We start from the raw sequence: 18,037 nt of genomic DNA, 5'->3' as shown, positions 1-18,037 counted from the left end.
AGCGCTCCTTTGTTCGACGCACAAGCCTACTGGGGCGTAGGCATGTCCAGACTGCCGAGCAAGATCACAGAACTTGCTCATCACGGACGTTGCGAGCTCAACGCTTCATCGGCATGCAGACAGTTGCACGGGCGGGCCGACGTACTACTTGGGTGGCAGGCTCTCGGCGAAGGCGCGTCCCTCGTCGATCCATCCGCCGAGGACGTCATCCTCCGTGAGGGCGGTCCCGGCGACGAGGATCCAGCCACGCATCGGGCGGCCCGTCATGTCGAAGACGCGTGTGCCGGGCCGGGCCAGGGCCGCGTCGGTGTTGTCAGGACCGACCCGCACCATGAGGTCGTCGCCGCTCACGCCCACGGCCATGTTGCCGCGGTAAAGGAAGGCAATCCCTCCGAACATACGCTTCTCCGAGAGGTCCGGATCGGTGCCGAGCCGTTGTCTGACCCGTTCAGCCAGTCCTTCGTCGTACGCCACGAAGGTTCCTCCTAGTGCTTGGTGAGCCGGTACTCCAGGTCGCGCAGGTCCTTGCCGATGGAGGTGCGGACCTGGCGGGCCAGGAGAGGCCCGGCCAGCCGGTAGAAGCCGCCTTCGCCGCCCCGGACGCGAATGCGGGCGAGGGTGCCGCTCGGGTCCGGCTCGAATGTGTAGGTGACGTGCATGGACATGGGGCCGGCGACGGAGATCATGTCCAGTAGCCGAGGCGGCTCGTACGCCGCCACGCGCAGGACGTAGTCGATGCGCCGGCCGAGGAAATGCGCTGTTCGGGTGATCTCGGCGCCCACGCCGAAGCCGTCCTCGTCCGCCTCCCGGGTCAGCTCCGCGGTGCGGATGCCCTGGGTCCACTCGGCATCATGGCGCCAGTCCATGGCGTACTCGGCCACCCGTTCGGGCGGGAGCGGGATCACGCGTTCCGCGGACACGTCGATCGTCATCGTGCTGCTGCCTTGCCTTGCGTCGCCAGACCGGAGGTTGGGGAGTGAGTCCTGGTGCTGCGTCCAGGATCCTCGACGTGGGTGGCAGGCGCACGACGAACTTCTGGACGGCGGCCAGAGGCGCCGTGCGGCCGTGCGTCGAAACGGGACAATTCACGATTTCCGCGAGACGCTGCCGCCGGGGCGGCGCGCAGTGCCGCCTCCCCGACTTGTCCGCCCTCCTCCCCGGGAGTCCGCCATGGCAGTACCAGCCGCCCCGTCCACTGAGGACGGTTACCGCTTCGACGACCTGCACGCACTCTTCATCAACTGCACGCTCAAGCCGTCCCCTCAGCTCAGCCACACCCAGGGGCTCATCGACAAGAGCCGGGCGATCATGGACTCGAGGGGCGTGACCACGGAGCTCGTCCGCGCGGTCGACCAGGACATCGCACCCGGCGTCTACCCGGACATGACCGAGCACGGCTTCGCCACCGACGCCTGGCCCACGCTGTACGAGCAGGTGATGGCCGCCGACATCCTGGTCCTTGCCGGGCCCATCTGGCTGGGCGACAACAGCTCCGTCACCAAGCAGGTCATCGAGCGTCTGTACAGCTGCTCCAGCCTGCTCAACTCCCAGGGCCAGTACGCCTACTACGGACGTGTCGGAGGGTGTCTGATCACCGGAAACGAGGACGGTGTCAAGCACTGCGCCATGAACGTCCTCTACAGCCTGCAGCACCTGGGCTACACGATCCCGCCCCAGGCGGACGCGGGCTGGATCGGCGCGGCCGGGCCCGGTCCCTCGTACCTGGACCCCGGTTCGGGCGGCCCGGACAACGACTTCACCAACCGCAACACCTCCTTCATGACCTGGAACCTGATGCACCTGGCGGCCCTGCTCAAACGCGCAGGAGGCATCCCGGCCCACGGCAACCAGCGCTCGGAGTGGGACGCCGGCTGCCGACCGGGCGCGGACAACCCCGAGCACCGCTGAATGCGACGGTGCGGCGTAAGGATTCCGTCATCACCCGCGGGGTGTGGGACGGCCGCCCGCTTCCGTTGAATGGGGAGGACAGACAGACTCTCAGGAAGCGAGGCGGGGATGGGGCGCGTGCGGAAGGTACTGACCAGGCCGTTGGTCATCGGGGTGCTGGTGGTGGCTGTCGCCGGAGTCGGCTTCGGGCTGTACTGGTTCCAGCCGTGGAAGCTGTGGCAGGACGAGACCGTCGAGGAGGCCCTGCCCCAGGTGGTGGAAACCTCCGCCCCTCCCGCGGCGGCGCCCTCCCGGACGGCCACCACGCCGGCCGGGCCGCAGACGCTGGCGACCGGTGAGCTGATCAGCCACGAGCACACGACCTCGGGCACGGTGAAGCTCGTACGGCTGGCCGACGGCTCCCACATCGTCCGGCTGGAGAACCTAGACACCAGCAACGGCCCCGACCTGCGCGTGTGGCTCACCGACGCACCGGTGAAGGCAGGGAAGGCCGGCTGGCACGTCTTCGACGACGGGCAACATGTCAGCCTCGGCAAGCTCAAGGGCAACAAGGGCAGCCAGAACTACGCCGTGCCCGCGGACATCGACCCCGCCCGCTACACCAGCGTCAGCATCTGGTGCGACCGTTTCGACGTCTCCTTCGGTGCCGCCGAGCTCGCCCGCGCCTGATTCCGGTCCGCCGCATGGCAGGGCTTCGGCCGTTCGCATGATGTTCGCGGAAGCCGTGCTCCCGATCTTGCTGCGTGAAACTTATCCTGCCTTGGGTTTCCCGGCACCCGGTGCTGGTGCCGGGAACGCCACAACCCGCCCGCTGGGTTGCCGCGACTGGGGTCCGTCCCAGGTCTGGCCGACGACGAACAAGCGGGGGTCGTCCCCACGGCTGAGCGCGCAGGCGAAGGCGCCGCGATCCAGGTCGACTGAAGCGAGCACCTCACCGCCCTCGCGCACACGAACACAGTGCTGGTTGCCGACGTCGGCGTACCAGACGGCGCCTTCGACATCCATGCAGATTCCGTCCGGGTGGTCGCCGGGCGTCTCCGCCCACACGCGCCGGTTGCCGAGGCCGCCGAGGCCGGCGATGTCGTAGGCGGTGAGCCGGTTCGCATACGACTCAGCAACGATCAGCGTGGCACCGTCCGGGCTGATCGCCATACCGTTGGGGAACGCGAGGTCGTCGGCAACTTGATCGACGTTGCCTTCCGGCGTGACGAGCACGATCAAGCCCGGCGCGAACTCACCGCCGGGAAAGTCGAAACCGATGGTGTTGACATAGGCGTTGCCCAGGCCGTCGACCACGATTTCGTTCCACGGTTTCTCCGAGACCTTGGAAAGGTCGGCATGCCGGGCGAGTGATCCGTCCGGTTCAAGGCGCAGCAGCCGTCGCTGTACCGAATCCACGACGAGCAGTCGCCCATCGGGGAGGAAGTCGATGCACATCGGGAATGACGGAACGGTTACCACCACCTCGTGGCTACGGTCGGAGTCAAGCGCGATCACCTGGTGCGCGCCCCAGTCGGAGAACCAGAGTCGCTCGTTGTGCCAGCGCGGTGACTCGCCGAACACGATGCCTTCCATCAGGACTTCGGGTGCGCTCATCACGCTTCTCCTCTCGCTTCGTAGAGGGACAGACCTGCCCAGGCACCGGAACTCATCGCGGTCCGCACCGTGATTCGGAGCCGGGGCAACATCCGCGAACCACCCGGACCCCGGCACCTGTACGCCGTCCCGCGCCCCGCCCGCCCCCTGCTGTGCGCCGCCGTCGAATACCGCCGCTGCACCCCGCGCTTCGCCGTGCGCCACGGCCGGTTCGCGAACTGCTTCGGCCCCCCGCGCCCCGAGACCCTCATCGCCGACACCGGGCTTGCCGTCTCAGCCCCGGTCCATCCGCACCCAGCGGACGACCCGCACGCCGCCGCCCGCTGCCGGCACCTGCACACCCCCGCCCCGCCCACCCCGGATGCCCTGCCGCGCCATGTGCAGGCCGCTCACCGGCGAGGACCTGACCGCGCTGACGGGCATCCCCACCGCACACTGGGAGGTTCACCGGACCCCACGCGACCGCTCCGAGCCCCGCCACCGCGCCTCAAGGGGCTGCGGACGACGCTGCGGAGCGCTTCGGCGGGATCGACGTCCTGGTGAACAATGCCGGGATCGCGGCGCCTTCGGGCAAGCCGGTGCACGAGATCGCCGAAGACGAGTGGAGCCTGATGCTGGACATCGACCCGTCCGGCTCCTGGCGGGCGATGCGGGCGGTGCTGCCCACCATGGTGGCGCAGCGCTCGGGCAGCGTCATCACTCTCGTCGACCGCGGGCATGGTGGGGTACCGCTGGTTCGCGGTGTACGTGGCCGCCAAACACGGGCTCCCCTGCCCGGGATCCCGGGCAGGGCGCCCGGCGAGGTACTGGCCGAGGGAGAGTGCTTCTTCGGCCTCGACCTCGTCACGGAAGCCGGAGTCGCTGGTGCCGCGTAGCCCTCGAACATCTGGGTGCGCCGGTGGCGGAATTGCAGGGCGCCGCCGATGGTGCCGCCGGGGCGGCGGGCGATGAACCAGGCCAGGGTCGGGCGGAACGGCAATGTACGGTGAAGGCGAGCCGTCCGTCCTGCTTGCGGGTGCTCACCGCCTGAAGGCGGGTTGGCCGATGTGAGCGGCGATGGAGTCGAGGTTGTCGGCGGCGGCTGAACCAAAGTTCGAGCGACGCTCGGAGAGGTGCGGCGCCCGGGTGCACCGCGGCGCCGGCGAGGTTTCGGTCACGGCCCCGGTCGCCCGGGGAGCAATGAGTGGAACAGTCCACTTCAGCGAGGCAGGCTTGTACCCATGCGGACGCTCTTCCACCTGGCTCCTCCGCCCGGAGCGGGTGGGCACAGCCGGGCTGTTTTCCGAGTCGCGCAGTGCGTGCCGTTCGTGATCATACTGTTCGGGCTGGGGATCGAGCTCTCGCCTGCGCACGATATCTACACCGGCCCTCTCCTCGTCGCCATGCCGGCCTTGGCTTCGCTGACTATGGGACCGAAAGGCACCCTCGCGGCAGCGGCCGGAGCCCTGGCCGTCAGCCTGACCACCACCACCGTGCACGAGGCGTGGGGTGGCCTGCTGATCTACAGCAACCTCCTCGGCCTCCTGGTGGTGTCCGTGGCCAGTGTCATCACGAGTAAAGCTGTGCGCACACGCAGACAGAGCGAGCTCAACCAGGTTCGCCGGGTCGCCGTGGCAGCACAAAGAGTCCTGCTGCGGCCCGTACCGGCCCGGCTCGGGCCGGTACGGGCGGCCAGCATGTATCTCGCAGCCGAAAGGGGAGCGCAGATTGGCGGCGATCTGTACGAAGCCGTAGAGACGCGGTACGGGGTCCGGATGATCGTGGGCGACGTCCGCGGCAAAGGGCTGCCTGCTGTGGGGTTGGCTGCGGCCGTGCTGAACGCCTTCCGCGAGGCCGCGCACTATGAGGACGACCTGGTGGAGGTGATGAACCACTGCGCGGCTGCGCTGCACCGGGAGCGAGCCGCGCCGGGCGCGGTCGACCAGGTCGAGAGGGAAGAGCAGGCGGAGGACTTCGTCACTGCCCTCGTGGCGCAGGTGCCCGACGGCTTCGAGGTCCAGGTGGTCAATCGCGGCCATCCGCCTCCGCTGCTACTGCACCAGGGCAAGGTTCACGCCCTGATGCCCAGCTCACCGCTGCCACCCCTGGGCCTGGACGACTTGATCACCGGCGCTCCCGCCAAGGCGGAGAGGTATCCGCTCGCACCCGGTGACCGTCTGCTGCTGCACACCGACGGCGTGATCGAAGCCCGCAATCCCGACAGCGTCTTCTTCGCGTTGACCGAGGCCATGGAAGCGGTGCCCACCTGCACCCCGTCGCAGTTCCTGGAACAACTGCACCAGGCATTGATCCGTCACACCGGGGGTCACCTGGCGGACGATGCGGCGATGATCGTCGTGGACCGGCTCGATGAAGAAGCAGGCGAACCAGCAGTCGGTGCAGCTGCTGCCTCCTGAAGTGACATACCTCAGTGATCTTCCGGCCAGGTCTTGAGCGCGGTGCATACCTGCAGCCCTGCAGGACTGGGACGAGACGGGTGGACCTGAAATCCTCACCGCCCGCCGCTAGGACCTGGCAGCCGACCGCGCCCGGGCCATCAACCGATTGCGGGCCCAGCTGCTGGCGTGCTTCCCCGCTCTGGAGCAGGCGTTCGACCACGCCGCCTCCAACGCCTCGCTCGTCCTCCCGCAGTAGCCGGCTGATTCGGGAGACCGACGTGCTTCGTCCCCCGTGCTGCTGTGCAGCGCCGGGGGACGAAGGGCGCCGTCCTCGCTCCGACTCAGGTCACTGGATTCCGGTGGCTCTGGTCACCATGCGTTGATGACCGGAGCGTCGGGTTCGTGCTGCCGCCAGGCCTCGTTGAGGCGCGCGAGCCGGTCTGCGGCGGCGATGCCGCGCAGGGCCGCGACCTTGCCGTCGCTGACTTCGAAAGCCACCGCGCCCACGACCCGGTCGTCGACCACGGCGATGACGGCCGGGGAGCCGTTGACCAGCGCGATGTGGAACGCGGGGGAGCCGCCGGCCAGCCGCCGCTTCGCCGGAGTGGGCTTGAAACCGGCCCGCACGTAGGAGGCGATGCGCTCGCGCGTCTTGTACCGCAGCAGCCGCCTGGCCAGTCCCGCGCCGTCCGAGACCGCGGTCGCGTCGGCGGTGAGCATCGCCACCAGCCGTTCGACGCGCCCCGACGTGGCCGCGGCGAGGAACTCCTCGACAATCCGGCGCGCGGAGGCGGGGTCCACCTCCTCGCCGCTGCGGCGCTCGGCGGCGACCCGGCGTCGGGCCCGGTGAACATGCTGCTGGCTCGCGGACTCGGTGATGTCGAGGATCCCGGCGATCTCGGCGTGGGGGTACGAGAAGGCCTCGCGCAGGACGTAAGCGGCCCGCTCGACCGGCGAGAGGCGCTCCATGAGGGTCAGTACGGCCAAGGACACCGATTCGCGCTGCTCGAAGGTATCGGCAGGGCCGAGCATCGGGTCGCCCTCGAGGAGTGGCTCGGGCAGCCAGTCTCCGACGGCGCGCTCGTGGCGCGCCTGCGCCGAGCGGAGCCGGTCGAGGCAGAGATTGGTGACGACCTTGGGCAGCCACGCTTCCGGCACCTCGATGCCTTCCCGGTCCGCGGCCTGCCAGCGCAGGAACGTGTCCTGCACGGCGTCCTCGGCGTCGGAGGCCGAGCCGAGCAGACGGTACGCGAGCGAGGCCAGCCGGCCCCGGCTGGCCTCGAACCGATCGATGGCAGCGCTGTCCATGCGGTGCAGCCTATGCGGCGACCTTCACGCCGGCCCGGTCAGGCGCGGTGGCCAGGCGGCGCTTGCGCTTCGGCATGCCGAAGGTCGGGTGGGCGATGCCCCACCCGGCTCCCTTGAGCACGCCCGACTTGAGCCACGCGGCGGTCCGGCCGCCCAAATACCAGGACTTCGACCGGACGTCCCCGTCCACCATCTGGAATATCGCGTCCCGCCGCCCGAGGCTGATGTGGTTGCCGTGGTACTTCAACCCGGTGGTCGGGACCTCGCCGCCCGTCAGGCGCGCGATGATCGCGGCGGTCGCCTGCATGTTGGTGTAGCCGGCCGAGGCGCAGGACATCGGCAGCGGCCGGCCGTTCTCGCCGATCGCGTAGGCGCAGTCACCGGCGGCGTAGACCTCCGGGTGCGAGACCGAGCGCATGGTGCGGTCGACGACGATCTGGCCGGTCCCGGCGACCTCCAGGCCGCTGGCGGCCGCGATGGGGTGCACGGCGAACCCGGCCGACCACACAGTGACATCGGCAGGGATGGACGCACCGCCGACGGCGATCGCCCGTGCCGGCTCGACAGCTTCGACGTCGGTGTGCTCGTGGACGGTGATGCCGAGCCGGTCGAAGGCCCGACGCAGGTGACGGCGGGCCTTCGGGGAGAGCCAGGCGCCCAGCTCACCGCGGGCGGCGAGCGCGACCGAGAGGTCGGGCCGAGACTCGGCGAACTCGGTCGCGGTCTCGATGCCGGTGAGCCCCTCACCGACGACCAGCACCGTGCCGCCCTCGCCCAGGCCGGCCAGGCGCTCACGCAGACGCAGCGCCGAGGACCGGCCGGTCACATCGAAGGCGTACTCGGCCACGCCGGACACGCCATGGTGGGCTACGGAGCTGCCGAGCGCGTAGAGAAGCGTGTCGTACGCGAGCTCGCCATCGCCGTCCTCGCCGGTCACGGCTACGGTCCTGCGCTCGGGGTCGATGCCGGTGACACGCGCCAGGCGCAGCCGCACACCGGTGCCCGCGAATACGTCGGCGAGCTTGCGGAGCGCGAGGTCCTGGCCGATCGCGAGCTGGTGGAGCCGCATCCGCTCGACGAATTCGGGCACGGCATTGACGACGGTGATCTCGGTGTCGGCGGGGGAGAGCCGACGGGCCAGGTTTCCGGCGGCGAAGGCCCCGGCGTATCCAGCGCCGAGTACGACGATGCGGTGCTTCATGGCGATGCTCCTGTCTCGTTCGTGTGCCCCTTGAACGAGACGGCGCCCCGATTGCTGACAGGAGCGGCGTGTGACTCGGGTCACCCGGACCCAGGCGAGCGGCTGAGCCTGCGGCAAGCACCTGGGCTTGTCCTGGGCAATCGAAACGGGGCGATGGCCAACCACGGATCGAGACGGCAACTGATCGATCTGTGGTCGGGTAGCCGGAGACCATTGCTGATCTCCGGCCCCTCAGAGGGCGGTATGGGTGCGATGCCCAGATCCATCGCTTCGCACACGTGCCGCGCCCGCAGCGGCGTGTTGGCCACAGCGAGGGGGCGGATCGGGCAGTTCCAGCAGCGTCTTGCGGATGAGCCGGACCTCCTCGGCGGCCCGGCCGAGCTCGTCCCGCCGCGCGGTCAGCTGCGCGATCTGCTCCCTCGTCGCCTCGGCCTGCGCGGCGACCTCCCCTTCCCGCGCCTCCAGTCGTGCCAGCACCGCCCCCGGCGTCAGCTCCCCGCCGGTCATGCGCCGCGCCACGCTGCGGTGGTGTCCCCGGTGAGCCTGCGCCGGACTGCTGCGGGGGGTACGTCCCGCCGTGCGGCCAGCTGCGCGATCTGCCCCCCAACCCGTCAACGGCCAGGCCGCGCCTGTGGCCCGGTACTTTCGCCGCATCACACCCCGTCGACTTCGCAGGGACCCCGGCCGCCAGGTGCACGCTCTGGGTGCCGAGCACCACCAGGCTCGGGTCCCGCCGCGCCTTCTCACGCCCCTGCCAACGCACCAGTTCATGGATGGTCCGGTCGATGCCGTCGTCGCGCCACCTGCTGAAGGAGCACATCACCGCACCACGCGGGGGCAGGTCGTGCGGCAGCAGATCCCACCGGCAGCCGGTGCGGCCCTGGTGGAGGAGCGCGTTGACGATCTCCCGCATCTCGTACCGGCCCTGGTGGCCGCTCACCGAGGATGCACGGCCTCCACGCGGCGATCACGCTTGATGTATTCCGATATAGGAATATGATGGCTGCCGTGGCACGAGCAGCGACGACGTCGGACGCGTTCAACGCGATCGCCGAGCCGCAACGCCGGGACATCCTGGCGCTGCTGCGGGCCGGTGAGCGGCCGGTGACCGACGTGGCCCGGGAGCTGGGGATGAGCCAGCCGGGGGCGTCCAAGCACCTGCGGGTACTCCGGGAGGTGGGGCTGGTGCGGGTCCGCGGAGTGGGCAAGCAGCGCCTCTACGGCCTGGACGCCCGTGGGCTGCGGCCGGTCCACGAGTGGGTCGGCGGATTCGAGCGGTTCTGGAACGAGAGTTTCGACCGGCTGGACACCTACGTGCAGGACCTCAAGCAGACACGGCAGGAGGAATGACCAATGGCAGGGGCAAGGCGAGAAACGCGGGCCGAGCCGGCGACGGCCGACCGGGAGATCGTGATCTCCCGGGTCATCGACGCCCCGCGGGAGCTGGTGTTCGAGGCGTTCACCGAGGTCCGGCACCTGTCGCGATGGTGGGGTCCGGAGGGCTTCACCACCGCCACGCGGTCCTTCGAGTTCCACGAGGGCGGGGAGTGGGAATTCGTGCTGCACGGGCCGGACGGGACCGACTACTCCGAGTGGATCCGCTGGCTGCGGATCACCCCGCCGGAGCGGATCGTGCTGCTGCACGGTGAGTCCCGCGACGACCCGAACGCCTTCGAGTCGGTCCTGACCTTCGCGCCGGACGGCGCGGCGACCCGGATCGTGATGCGCACAGTGTTCCCCACCAAGGAACTGCGCGACGAGGCGGTCGAGAAGTACCACGCGATCGAGGGCGGCCAGCAGACCCTGAGCAGTCTGGCGGCCTACGTCACCGACCTCGCGCGAAAGGGGGCGGAGGGCTGATGGCCGGGAAGGTGTTCTTCAGCGTGACGATGTCGCTGGACGGCTTCATCGCGCCCGAGTCCGTGCCCGTTGACGACTTCTTCGCACCCGATAAGCACGACGACCCGGACGTTCGGCGTTGGATGGCGCAGTGGACGGAGCTGCAGCAGTGGCTGTTCCCGCTGCGGTTCATCCGGGAGAACCTGAAGCTGGGCGAGGGCGGCGAGGAGGGCCGCGACAACGACGTAGCGCGAGAGACGTTCGAGCGTACCGGCGCGAGCGTCATGGGCAAGCGCATGTTCGACCTCGGCGAGCAGTCATGGCCGGAGGAGGCGCCCTTCCACACCCCGGTCTTCGTCGTGACGCACACCAAGCGCGACCCGTGGGAGCGGCCCGGCGGCACCACGTTCCACTTCGTCAACGACGGCATCGAGCACGCCCTCGACCAGGCCCGCGAGGCCGCAGGCGAGCGCGACGTCCGCATCGCCGGCGGCGGCGCGACGATCCTGGAACACCTGAACGCCGGCCTGGTCGACGAGTTCTCGATCGCGCTGTCACCGGTGCTTCTCGGCGCCGGCACCCGCCTGTTCGACGGCGTGGACGCGTCCAAGGTCGCGCTGGAGCAGGTCCGTTCGGAGCCGTCGTCGCGGGTGACGCACCTGACCTACGCTGTGCACCCACGGTAGCCGCGCCACCACTCCACCCCAGCGACCCCAACGACTTCCCCCCGCCTGGCTGGAACCACTGCAAGCACTCGGCACCCCATCCGTCATCTCCGCCGCGACGCGGCCATCCGACTGGTGCAGATGGCACACGGCGGCACCCGCCGACAAGCGACTCCCTACCTCGGCTTCACCGCCTCCGTGGGCACGAACGCGAGTGCTCAACTCCGCTCATGGCAATGGAGCCACGACAACACGCGAAAGTACGCCGACACCCTCAACTGCCTCGCCAACGAACTCGTGGCGGACGGCTCACCGCCGAGCCCGTCTGCAGGACTGGGTCCTCCCGCCCGACGACGAGCACCGAGGCGGTCGTCCGGCAACTGGATCCAGGCCGTGTCACCTCATCCCATGGGACCGGGCAGGACACCTGGCCGCCTCGGCTATCGTCTGGGCCCAGGTCACACAGGGCGAATGGCAATGGGCACCCACGCTCCGAAGCGGCCTGCTCGCCCGCCGCCTGCACGGCGCACTTCGCGAGCACGCGGACAGGCTTGCTGGGCGGATTGACCGCCGACTCCTTGGCATCCGGCCACGGAGCCGTGCAAAAAACCGATTGGCGGACCACGGCGGCCGCTGCTACTTTCGCGGAGGCCGTGCGACAGAACGAGGAGGTGGTACCCGTGAACGTATTGACATGGGTGCTCTCTTCCGGGGTCACGGTCGGGCGATAGGTCGTCCGGGAGCGCCTTTCAAGCGCACTTCCGAAAGGCACGACCATGGCCCTTCACTTCACTTCCGAACAGCGCCTCGATGACGGTGTCTTCGAACGCGAATTCAGCCTCGGCGAGATCCCCGGCATCCTGTGGACGCCCGCATCCGCATCCGCACCGTCGCCGCTGATCCTGCTCGGCCACCCTCCTCTCGGGCTGCACAAGATGTACCCCCGACTGGTGGCGCGGGCCCGGTACGCCGCGGCGGATGGCTTCGCCGCGGCCACCATCGAGCTTCCCGGGAGCGGTGACCGGCCCCGTTGGGCCGCCGCCGAGCAGGCCCGCGCCGACCTGCGCCAGGCTGTGGAAGCCGGCGAGCCGGTCAGCGACGAGATCATCGACGCCCTCATCCTCCCGCTCGTTGACAAGGCGGTCCCGGAATGGCAGGCCGCCCTTGACGCCCTCTTGTCGCTGCCCGAGATCGGCGGCCCGGTCGGGTACTCGGGGGGAGTGATCTCCATCGGCGTTCGCCTTGCAGTGGTCGAGCCGCGCATCGTGGCCGCCGGTTTGTTCGCCGGGAGTTTCGTGCCTCGCGCCATGTTCGAGGAGGCCCGCCAGGTCACCATTCCGCTGCACGTCCTGCTGCAGTGGGACGACGGAACGAACGACCGGCAGGCGGCCCTGGACCTGTTCGACGCCTTCGGCTCCAAGGAGAAGTCCCTGCACGCCAATATGGGCGGGCACACCGGCGTCCCGCAGTTCGCAGCGGACGCCGCGGCCCAGTTCTTCACCCGGCACCTGAAGTGAAGCCGGGCCCCCAGGCCATCAGCAGGCAGTAAGCCATGGTGGCCAGGATGCTGCTCGTCGAGGCAGGTCCCGGCGCTCGTCTGCTGTTTATCCCGCGGGCCCCTGCTCGGCAGGGGCCCGCGCTGCCCGAAGCCAAGAACTGTTCGATTCCTGCAGTGCTTCGGCGCTGCACAATCTCGTATCCAGGTGCTGTCGGCTCTCGGATTCTGGTTCAACTTCTGTTTGCGCCGTGAGGCGCTGTTGGTTCGAGTGGAGGTGAAAGACCTGCACCAACCCGACTGCTGCGACAGCGGGTTGGTAGCACTCAATGGCTTCCCAATGGGGAGTCAAGCTGTGTCGGGGGGACGGGATTCCGTGATCAGTCGAACCAAACCACGAGTCGCACGTGTTCTGGGCCATGCAACTCGGCAAGCGTCCGCATCACGTCCCAGACCGGCGCCCAGTGGGTCCCTGGCCCGGCGGCCGTGCTGCGGCTTCGCGTGCCGGAGCGATCAGTCTCGTCCCAGTTGGCAGCTGCCAGCTCGGCCCAGCTGATCCACGTTGTTCCGTGTGCGTCCTGTGGCCCGCCCCACGCGTTGAACGCGGCCCGCACTCCGTCCGAGGCGTCGTCCGGCAGGCCACGGTCTTCGGCCAGCGGCTCGAACCCGAAGGAGTTGCGGACGCCGAAGAGGCAGGCGAGTGCGTCATAGGCGTTGCCGGTGTTGAGGAGGAAGAGGTCGATGGCGGCATGCCAAATCGCGTCCTCGTCGTCCTCGCCCCAGATCCGGGCCAGAGGTCTGCACTCGATCATCCCGCTCACGTCGGTGGACATGTTTGCAGTCTGCCGAGAACGGATCGTGCTCGTCGCCTCGACGAGCACGATCCGCCCGTCTGCCGCCAGCGGTGGTTGACCGCGGCGTACACCGCCCCCTGCCCGCGCCGGTGCTCGGCCCTGAGCGTCAGCTCGACCAGTGAGGTGACCGGACTATCCGCACACGGCACCGGTCGGTGAGCTCGAAGAGCGCATCCGCCCGGGTGCAAAGGCAGTCGTAGAACTGGACACGAAAGTGGGACAGGACGCCAGCGCGGCGTCAGCGGACTGTTCAGGGGCGAGACTCTGCACCAGCGGCCGAACCGAAATCAGCAGGTCGGGGGGCCCGGCGAGGTCAACAGCAAGCATGGGTGTGATCTGACCGGGACAGGGCCGATCGGCCCCCTTCAGTGTGCCGCACGGCCCTGCTCGCCTGCCCGGAAGGCGGCCGAGCATGAACCTGGACGCGCATGTCCGCGCGCCGGGCCTGCAGTGAGGAGGGCAGACCGATGCTCACCATGAAGGACGCCGCCGCGGAGTTCCTGGCCCTCAAACGCATCGCGGTGACCGGAGTCTCCAGGGCGTCGAAGGAACACGGCGCCAACTACGTCTACAAGCGGCTGCGCAAGCGCGGCTACCAGGTGTTCGCGATCAACCCGAACGCGGACAAGGTGGAGGGTGATCGCTGCTACGCCGACCTGAAGTCCGTCCCCGGCGGGGTCGAGGGCGTCGTCATCGGAACGCGACCGGAGACCGCGGAGGCCACCGTGCGCGAGTGCGCTGAACTCGGCATCACGCATGTATGGATGCACAGCCCCGCGGCGGGACCCGGCAGCGTGTCCAAGACGGCCGCGCAGTACGGGCGTGACCATGGGATCACGGTGATCGAGGGCGGGTGCCCGCTGATGTTCTCGCCCACATCCGATCCCGGCCACCGGCTGATGCGCCTCGCCTTCACCCCGTCCGGCAAGGTGCCCAAGGAGGTGGCCACGCCCTGACAGCCCGAGCAGTCGCGGTTGAGCACCAGCCAGCCGCCGTGGTGGGCGGCGACGGTGAAGGCTGCATTGCGCGCCCGAGGCCGGCCAGCGCCGCGCCGTCGAAGGTGCGTACGTGCCTGTAGGCCGCCGCCGGCGCCTTCTCGCACGGCACCGCCACTACGGCCCCGCACCGGACGAGGCGCACGGCCTCCCGTACGACAGCCTCGACGTGCGCCGGATCCAGGCGCTCCACCACGTGGACGACGGTGACCTGTCCACCGATCGGTCGGGCAGCGGCACCCGGGCCGCGTCGCAGCTGAGGGTGTCCAGCCGTACGCCTAGCTCGCGGGCCGCGGCGGTCGGCAGCCGCATGGTGCCCTGCGCGAGGCCGGAGGTGATCACGGTGTGCTGCGGGCGCTCGGCGAGCAGCAGGGGCGGGAAGCCGAAGCAGGAGCGCACGTCGAGCACGGTGCCCGCGCGGCCCGGTACCGTCACCGCAGTGCCCTGGTTGAGCCGGGATTCGGCCAGCTCAAGGGATGCCGTCACCGGGCCGCGGTTTTTTCACGCGGGCTTTGCCGACGGCTCCCTCGCCCCGACTGATCTCGGGCTCCTTCTGCGGGTCCAGCAGAACCAAGTGCCCTGAAAGGCGCCGCCTGCCCCTTTGTCGTACCCGGCTTCTATGCTCCTGCGATGACGTCATACGAAGGTACGCACCCCACCGTTCTCGTCCGGGTGGGTGGCCGCCAAGCCCAGATCGACGAACAGCTCGCGCCCGCGATCCAGGCGATCTGGGAGTGCGGGTTGGACACCTTCACCTGCTGTCAGGATCTCGCTGAGAGCAACGCTGACTGGCCGCAGAAGCTGCCGCACATGGCGGAGTGGGTGGAATCCAGACGTGGGTGGATGCTCATCGACTTCCCGGTCGACAGCGGACTGGCCTTCCTCGCCGCCGTGGCGAACGCCGGCCCGCGGGACGCGTTCTACGTGCGGATGACGCACTGGGCGGCCCCGGACGCGTGGGACGTGACGATCAAGCCGATGGACGCGGCGATGTTCAAGGACGACCAACCGTCGCGGTTCCGCCTGCAACTGCTCCAGGTGAGCTTTCCAGCCGCCGACCTGCCGGAACTGACCCGGCGCCTCCGCGATCACGCCGCAGGCCGCTCGGTGCCGCCGGCCCCCGCCGACTGGAGCTCTGTCGGCCGTTAGGTTCTGGGAGCATCGGGGCGGCTTCCGCCTGCGCAGTCGGCCCGGCAGGCAGCGGACGTCGAGGGGTCCTGCCCGAGGTGGTACCGGAGCCCGTCACTAGGCTCCAGCACCATGACCAGTGATCTCGGATTCACCTGCACAGGCTGCGGGGCCAACCACCCTGAGCTGCCGATGAACTACACGGCCGAGGCCCCGGCCGTGTGGGATCCGGCCTTCGCCGACGCCGACGACTGCGTGCTCTCATCGGACCAGTGCGTGATCAGCGGACAGCACTACTTCGTCAAGGGCCTGATCGAGATACCGGTCATCGACACCGACGACATGCTCTCCTGGGGCGTCTGGGTCTCGCTCAGCCGCGAGAACTTCTCCCGCGCCGCTGACCTGGGGGACAGGCTGGGCCGCGAGGCTGAGAAGCCGTACTTCGGCTGGCTCACCACCGACCTGCCGGTCTACTCGACTACGACCCACAACCTGAAGACGCATGTCCACACCCGCCCGGTCGGTGAGCGCCCCTACGTCGAGCTCGAGCCCACCGACCATCCCCTCGCCGTCGAACAGCGCACGGGAATCACCATGGACCGCGTTCGAGAGATCGCGGCGGCCGTACTCCACTCCAGCGGCAGCGAGCAGCAGTGAGAGCCGACACCTCCGTATCGCCGATCCCGGTCGCGCCTGCCGGCCTGAGCCACAGGGCGCAGAGGTTCGTCGAGGTGAACGGCATCCGTGTCCCCCGGCAGGACATCCGGCGCCACCGCGAGGCGTGGATCCGGCACGGGACCCCCGCTGCGGAGATCGACCGGGCCGCCGACTTCCAGGACCGCTGGGGCGGGCTCGCCCTGCCGCCCGCCCCGTTCTACGAGGGCGGCCCGCGCATTCTGAACGCCGAATGTCCCGAGGGCCCGGCCGCAGAGGGCTGGTCGTTCGCGGCGGGGAGCTGCCGGGTGTCCATGGCCTACGGATTCATGATCGGCCCCGACGGCGAGTTCGGGATCGATGCCCACCGCTGGACACCCCTGCATGCCAGCACAGACGGATGGGTTGAATCCTTGGCGCTCGCCGCCCACGCCAGTCGCTGGGCCAAGACCGTCGCAAGGATCAAGGGCACGGCCGTCGAGTCCTTGGACCTCCACGGGTACGAGCCAATACCTGAGGTGCAGGGCCTGACCGACAATTGGTGGCGCGGCAAGGACTCGCTCATCGCCCTCTACCGAGGCGAGGCCGTCGGCCTTGAGGCACCTCAATGCCTCGAAGCTCACGTGTACGGTGGCCTCGACGAGTGGGGCCTCCACGGTGGCTGACCGCTCGCTGACGCTCGCTGGCTCTGAGCGCCGCCAGGCCGAGCTACCACCGGGGCTCCTGCCCCAGCCGGCCACATATCGTCGCAATCCGGCTGACAACAACTGAGGCCAGCCGTGGGTCCTCTTCCAGCCACGTGATCAGATGGTCCTGGACGGCCGACGCGACGGATTCGCGCACCTCAGCATTGCCCAAGGTGCCGCCTGCGGCACCTTCCAACTCGGGGCGGTCGAGTTTCACCGAGACGACCGCAGTCAGGCCTTCGCAGAGCCGGTCAGGCCTGAGATCATTGTCGATCTTCGTCAGCAGTTGCCGCTCTCGTGCGAAGGTGTTGATCGCTGCCGCCACTCCCTCTCGGAAGCCCACCACGTGCGACCCCCCGCCGGGGGTGGGCATGCTGTTCGCGAAGCTGTGGATGCCGCCTGTGAAGGTGTCGCTCCACTTCAGGGCGACCTCGACAGACCCGGCGATCCGCAGGTCCTCATACTCGAAGCCGAAGACGCCCGTCTCACCGGATGTCCCGGTCTGCACCGCGATGAAGGCGACGAAGTCCCTGGCACCGCCTGGGAAGAGGAACCGTTCCGATCGTGGCCCGCTCGGAGGGCGCTGGTCGGTCAGTGAGATGTCGAGGCCACGGTTCAGGAATGCCAGTGTCCTGAACCGCTCTGCCAGCGCGTCGAACGAGCACTGCGCCGTACCGAAGATGTCGGCGTCGGGCCAGAACGCAATGACGGTTCCCGTTCCCGTCGTGAGCCCCTCATTCGAGGGCGGGCCGGCCGCAGCACCGCAGTCGAAGCGCTGTACCCAGCGCACTCCCTCGCGCCGGACCTCTCCCGTCAGACGGCTCGACAGGGCGTTGGCGACGAAGGGCCCCAGGCCGAAAAGGCCTACCCCCACAAATCGGCGATCGTCGCGCTGCGGCCCAGCGTGCATCCGAGTCAGCAGCTCTTCGAGACCAGGGGCGCCGGCATGCCCGGCGGCCTCGACAGGAAGCCCCGGCCCGTCGATGGCGACCCGCACGGAGCCGTCGGATTCCAGCGCGACCTCGACGTGGCCGGCGCGACCGGCGAGGACCTCGTTCACCGCCCAGTCGGAGACCTCGAACACCTGGTTGTGCAGCCCTCGCTCAGCGGTCGAGCCCACGTACATCCCCGGGCGTTTACGGATGGCTTCCCGACCCTCCAGTACTTGAATGTGGGCGGCGTTGTACGGATTCGCGGCATCACTCATGAAGTCCCCCTCCAATGGGTGTCCAGCGGAGCCCCCAGCCTAGGCGGGTGGGCAGAAAACACCAGGTCAGGGTGTCGGCGTCGGCTGAAAACTCGGGTTCTGGATCACTTTCAGTGCCGGAGC

At 69.1% G+C, this 18,037-nt stretch carries 20 protein-coding genes and 3 pseudogenes; 12 read left to right on the top strand and 11 right to left on the bottom strand.

Annotation, left to right across the window (positions count from 1 at the left end):
• Positions 1 to 144: 144 nt before the first annotated feature.
• Both ABZO29_RS02140 and ABZO29_RS02135 read right to left on the bottom strand, forming a co-directional pair.
• Positions 145 to 474: a TfoX/Sxy family protein gene (locus ABZO29_RS02140; protein ID WP_367318404.1), complete on the bottom strand. Its 330-nt coding sequence runs from the start codon at positions 472 to 474 to the stop codon at positions 145 to 147.
• An 11-nt stretch (positions 475 to 485) separates the two neighbouring features.
• On the bottom strand, positions 486 to 932 hold the full coding sequence (locus tag ABZO29_RS02135; RefSeq protein WP_367318403.1) for an SRPBCC family protein: 447 nt from the start codon (positions 930 to 932) through the stop codon (positions 486 to 488).
• Positions 933 to 1,170: 238 nt separating this feature from the next.
• On the opposite strand from ABZO29_RS02135, the gene ABZO29_RS02130 reads away from it, so the two are divergent.
• The gene (locus ABZO29_RS02130) at positions 1,171 to 1,908 is read left to right on the top strand and encodes a flavodoxin family protein (protein WP_367318402.1); all 738 of its coding nucleotides are present in this window, start codon (positions 1,171 to 1,173) and stop codon (positions 1,906 to 1,908) included.
• 108 nt (positions 1,909 to 2,016) lie between these two features.
• Positions 2,017 to 2,577: a DM13 domain-containing protein gene (locus tag ABZO29_RS02125; RefSeq protein WP_367318401.1), complete on the top strand. Its 561-nt coding sequence runs from the start codon at positions 2,017 to 2,019 to the stop codon at positions 2,575 to 2,577.
• Between the two features lie 81 nt (positions 2,578 to 2,658).
• Here the strand turns inward: ABZO29_RS02125 and ABZO29_RS02120 are convergent, their stop codons facing one another.
• Positions 2,659 to 3,504, bottom strand: a complete 846-nt coding sequence (locus ABZO29_RS02120; protein ID WP_367318400.1) for an SMP-30/gluconolactonase/LRE family protein — start codon at positions 3,502 to 3,504, stop codon at positions 2,659 to 2,661.
• Positions 3,505 to 4,007: 503 nt separating this feature from the next.
• Here ABZO29_RS02120 and ABZO29_RS02115 point away from each other — a divergent pair.
• Positions 4,008 to 4,272: pseudogene (locus ABZO29_RS02115) on the top strand (SDR family oxidoreductase); the annotation flags it as partial.
• Positions 4,273 to 4,811: 539 nt separating this feature from the next.
• A complete protein-coding gene (locus ABZO29_RS02110; protein WP_367318399.1) occupies positions 4,812 to 5,900 on the top strand; it encodes a PP2C family protein-serine/threonine phosphatase in 1,089 nt (362 codons plus the stop codon).
• 351 nt (positions 5,901 to 6,251) lie between these two features.
• On the opposite strand, the gene ABZO29_RS02105 is transcribed toward ABZO29_RS02110, so the two are convergent.
• The 4 genes and pseudogenes from ABZO29_RS02105 to ABZO29_RS02090 form a co-directional block, all read right to left on the bottom strand.
• Positions 6,252 to 7,190: a sigma-70 family RNA polymerase sigma factor gene (locus ABZO29_RS02105; RefSeq protein ID WP_367318398.1), complete on the bottom strand. Its 939-nt coding sequence runs from the start codon at positions 7,188 to 7,190 to the stop codon at positions 6,252 to 6,254.
• Between the two features lie 10 nt (positions 7,191 to 7,200).
• Complete coding sequence (locus ABZO29_RS02100) at positions 7,201 to 8,391, bottom strand: NAD(P)/FAD-dependent oxidoreductase (RefSeq protein WP_367318397.1); 1,191 nt, start codon at positions 8,389 to 8,391, stop codon at positions 7,201 to 7,203.
• Positions 8,392 to 8,622: 231 nt separating this feature from the next.
• Positions 8,623 to 8,910, bottom strand: a complete 288-nt coding sequence (locus ABZO29_RS02095) for a hypothetical protein (RefSeq protein WP_367318396.1) — start codon at positions 8,908 to 8,910, stop codon at positions 8,623 to 8,625.
• Positions 8,911 to 8,992: 82 nt separating this feature from the next.
• Positions 8,993 to 9,334 (bottom strand): annotated as a pseudogene (locus tag ABZO29_RS02090) (transposase); the annotation flags it as partial.
• Positions 9,335 to 9,399: 65 nt separating this feature from the next.
• Between ABZO29_RS02090 and ABZO29_RS02085 the strand changes: the two are divergent.
• The 4 genes from ABZO29_RS02085 (at position 9,400) to ABZO29_RS02070 (ending at position 12,412) form a co-directional block, all read left to right on the top strand.
• Complete coding sequence (locus tag ABZO29_RS02085) at positions 9,400 to 9,741, top strand: ArsR/SmtB family transcription factor (protein WP_367318395.1); 342 nt, start codon at positions 9,400 to 9,402, stop codon at positions 9,739 to 9,741.
• Between the two features lie 3 nt (positions 9,742 to 9,744).
• The gene (locus ABZO29_RS02080; RefSeq protein ID WP_367318394.1) at positions 9,745 to 10,251 is read left to right on the top strand and encodes an SRPBCC family protein; all 507 of its coding nucleotides are present in this window, start codon (positions 9,745 to 9,747) and stop codon (positions 10,249 to 10,251) included.
• Entirely contained in the window at positions 10,251 to 10,916 is a 666-nt protein-coding gene (locus tag ABZO29_RS02075; RefSeq protein WP_367318393.1) for a dihydrofolate reductase family protein, read from the top strand. The genes ABZO29_RS02080 and ABZO29_RS02075 overlap by 1 nt, the downstream gene beginning before the upstream one ends.
• A 755-nt stretch (positions 10,917 to 11,671) precedes the next feature.
• A complete protein-coding gene (locus ABZO29_RS02070) occupies positions 11,672 to 12,412 on the top strand; it encodes an alpha/beta hydrolase (protein WP_367318392.1) in 741 nt (246 codons plus the stop codon).
• Between the two features lie 358 nt (positions 12,413 to 12,770).
• Here ABZO29_RS02070 and ABZO29_RS02065 read toward each other — a convergent pair whose 3' ends face one another.
• On the bottom strand, positions 12,771 to 13,223 hold the full coding sequence (locus ABZO29_RS02065; protein ID WP_367318391.1) for a hypothetical protein: 453 nt from the start codon (positions 13,221 to 13,223) through the stop codon (positions 12,771 to 12,773).
• A 74-nt stretch (positions 13,224 to 13,297) separates the two neighbouring features.
• A pseudogene (locus tag ABZO29_RS02060) lies at positions 13,298 to 13,467 on the bottom strand (transposase); the annotation flags it as partial.
• Positions 13,468 to 13,711: 244 nt separating this feature from the next.
• Here ABZO29_RS02060 and ABZO29_RS02055 point away from each other — a divergent pair.
• Complete coding sequence (locus tag ABZO29_RS02055; RefSeq protein ID WP_367318390.1) at positions 13,712 to 14,200, top strand: CoA-binding protein; 489 nt, start codon at positions 13,712 to 13,714, stop codon at positions 14,198 to 14,200.
• A gap of 156 nt (positions 14,201 to 14,356) precedes the next feature.
• Here the strand turns inward: ABZO29_RS02055 and ABZO29_RS02050 are convergent, their stop codons facing one another.
• Complete coding sequence (locus ABZO29_RS02050; protein WP_367318389.1) at positions 14,357 to 14,725, bottom strand: hypothetical protein; 369 nt, start codon at positions 14,723 to 14,725, stop codon at positions 14,357 to 14,359.
• 144 nt (positions 14,726 to 14,869) lie between these two features.
• Between ABZO29_RS02050 and ABZO29_RS02045 the strand changes: the two genes are divergently transcribed.
• From ABZO29_RS02045 to ABZO29_RS02035, 3 genes are all read left to right on the top strand, one after another.
• Positions 14,870 to 15,388 carry a hypothetical protein gene (locus ABZO29_RS02045; RefSeq protein ID WP_367318388.1) on the top strand — a complete coding sequence of 173 codons (519 nt, stop codon included), beginning with the start codon at positions 14,870 to 14,872 and terminating at the stop codon, positions 15,386 to 15,388.
• 171 nt (positions 15,389 to 15,559) lie between these two features.
• Positions 15,560 to 16,024 carry a DUF2199 domain-containing protein gene (locus ABZO29_RS02040; protein ID WP_367326027.1) on the top strand — a complete coding sequence of 155 codons (465 nt, stop codon included), beginning with the start codon at positions 15,560 to 15,562 and terminating at the stop codon, positions 16,022 to 16,024.
• Positions 16,021 to 16,686: a hypothetical protein gene (locus ABZO29_RS02035; protein WP_367318387.1), complete on the top strand. Its 666-nt coding sequence runs from the start codon at positions 16,021 to 16,023 to the stop codon at positions 16,684 to 16,686. Before ABZO29_RS02040 ends, ABZO29_RS02035 begins: the two co-directional genes overlap by 4 nt.
• A 43-nt stretch (positions 16,687 to 16,729) precedes the next feature.
• Here ABZO29_RS02035 and ABZO29_RS02030 read toward each other — a convergent pair whose 3' ends face one another.
• Positions 16,730 to 17,914, bottom strand: coding sequence for a DNA gyrase subunit B (locus ABZO29_RS02030; protein ID WP_367318386.1), 1,185 nt, complete (start codon positions 17,912 to 17,914; stop codon positions 16,730 to 16,732).
• Positions 17,915 to 18,037 lie beyond the last annotated feature (123 nt).

This window comes from Streptomyces sp. HUAS ZL42, assembly GCF_040782645.1.
Taxonomy (GTDB): domain Bacteria; phylum Actinomycetota; class Actinomycetes; order Streptomycetales; family Streptomycetaceae; genus Streptomyces.
This window is presented reverse-complemented; position numbering and strand designations above follow the sequence as displayed.

Coding starts and splice junctions, on each gene's coding strand:
- ABZO29_RS02135 (WP_367318403.1), bottom strand. CDS start 932: ATGACGATCGACGTGTCCGCGGAACGCGTGATCCCGCTCCCGCCCGAA.
- ABZO29_RS02130 (WP_367318402.1), top strand. CDS start 1,171: ATGGCAGTACCAGCCGCCCCGTCCACTGAGGACGGTTACCGCTTCGAC.
- ABZO29_RS02125 (WP_367318401.1), top strand. CDS start 2,017: ATGGGGCGCGTGCGGAAGGTACTGACCAGGCCGTTGGTCATCGGGGTG.
- ABZO29_RS02120 (WP_367318400.1), bottom strand. CDS start 3,504: ATGAGCGCACCCGAAGTCCTGATGGAAGGCATCGTGTTCGGCGAGTCA.
- ABZO29_RS02105 (WP_367318398.1), bottom strand. CDS start 7,190: ATGGACAGCGCTGCCATCGATCGGTTCGAGGCCAGCCGGGGCCGGCTG.
- ABZO29_RS02100 (WP_367318397.1), bottom strand. CDS start 8,391: ATGAAGCACCGCATCGTCGTACTCGGCGCTGGATACGCCGGGGCCTTC.
- ABZO29_RS02080 (WP_367318394.1), top strand. CDS start 9,745: ATGGCAGGGGCAAGGCGAGAAACGCGGGCCGAGCCGGCGACGGCCGAC.
- ABZO29_RS02075 (WP_367318393.1), top strand. CDS start 10,251: ATGGCCGGGAAGGTGTTCTTCAGCGTGACGATGTCGCTGGACGGCTTC.
- ABZO29_RS02070 (WP_367318392.1), top strand. CDS start 11,672: ATGGCCCTTCACTTCACTTCCGAACAGCGCCTCGATGACGGTGTCTTC.
- ABZO29_RS02065 (WP_367318391.1), bottom strand. CDS start 13,223: ATGTCCACCGACGTGAGCGGGATGATCGAGTGCAGACCTCTGGCCCGG.
- ABZO29_RS02055 (WP_367318390.1), top strand. CDS start 13,712: ATGCTCACCATGAAGGACGCCGCCGCGGAGTTCCTGGCCCTCAAACGC.
- ABZO29_RS02045 (WP_367318388.1), top strand. CDS start 14,870: ATGACGTCATACGAAGGTACGCACCCCACCGTTCTCGTCCGGGTGGGT.
- ABZO29_RS02040 (WP_367326027.1), top strand. CDS start 15,560: ATGAACTACACGGCCGAGGCCCCGGCCGTGTGGGATCCGGCCTTCGCC.
- ABZO29_RS02030 (WP_367318386.1), bottom strand. CDS start 17,914: ATGAGTGATGCCGCGAATCCGTACAACGCCGCCCACATTCAAGTACTG.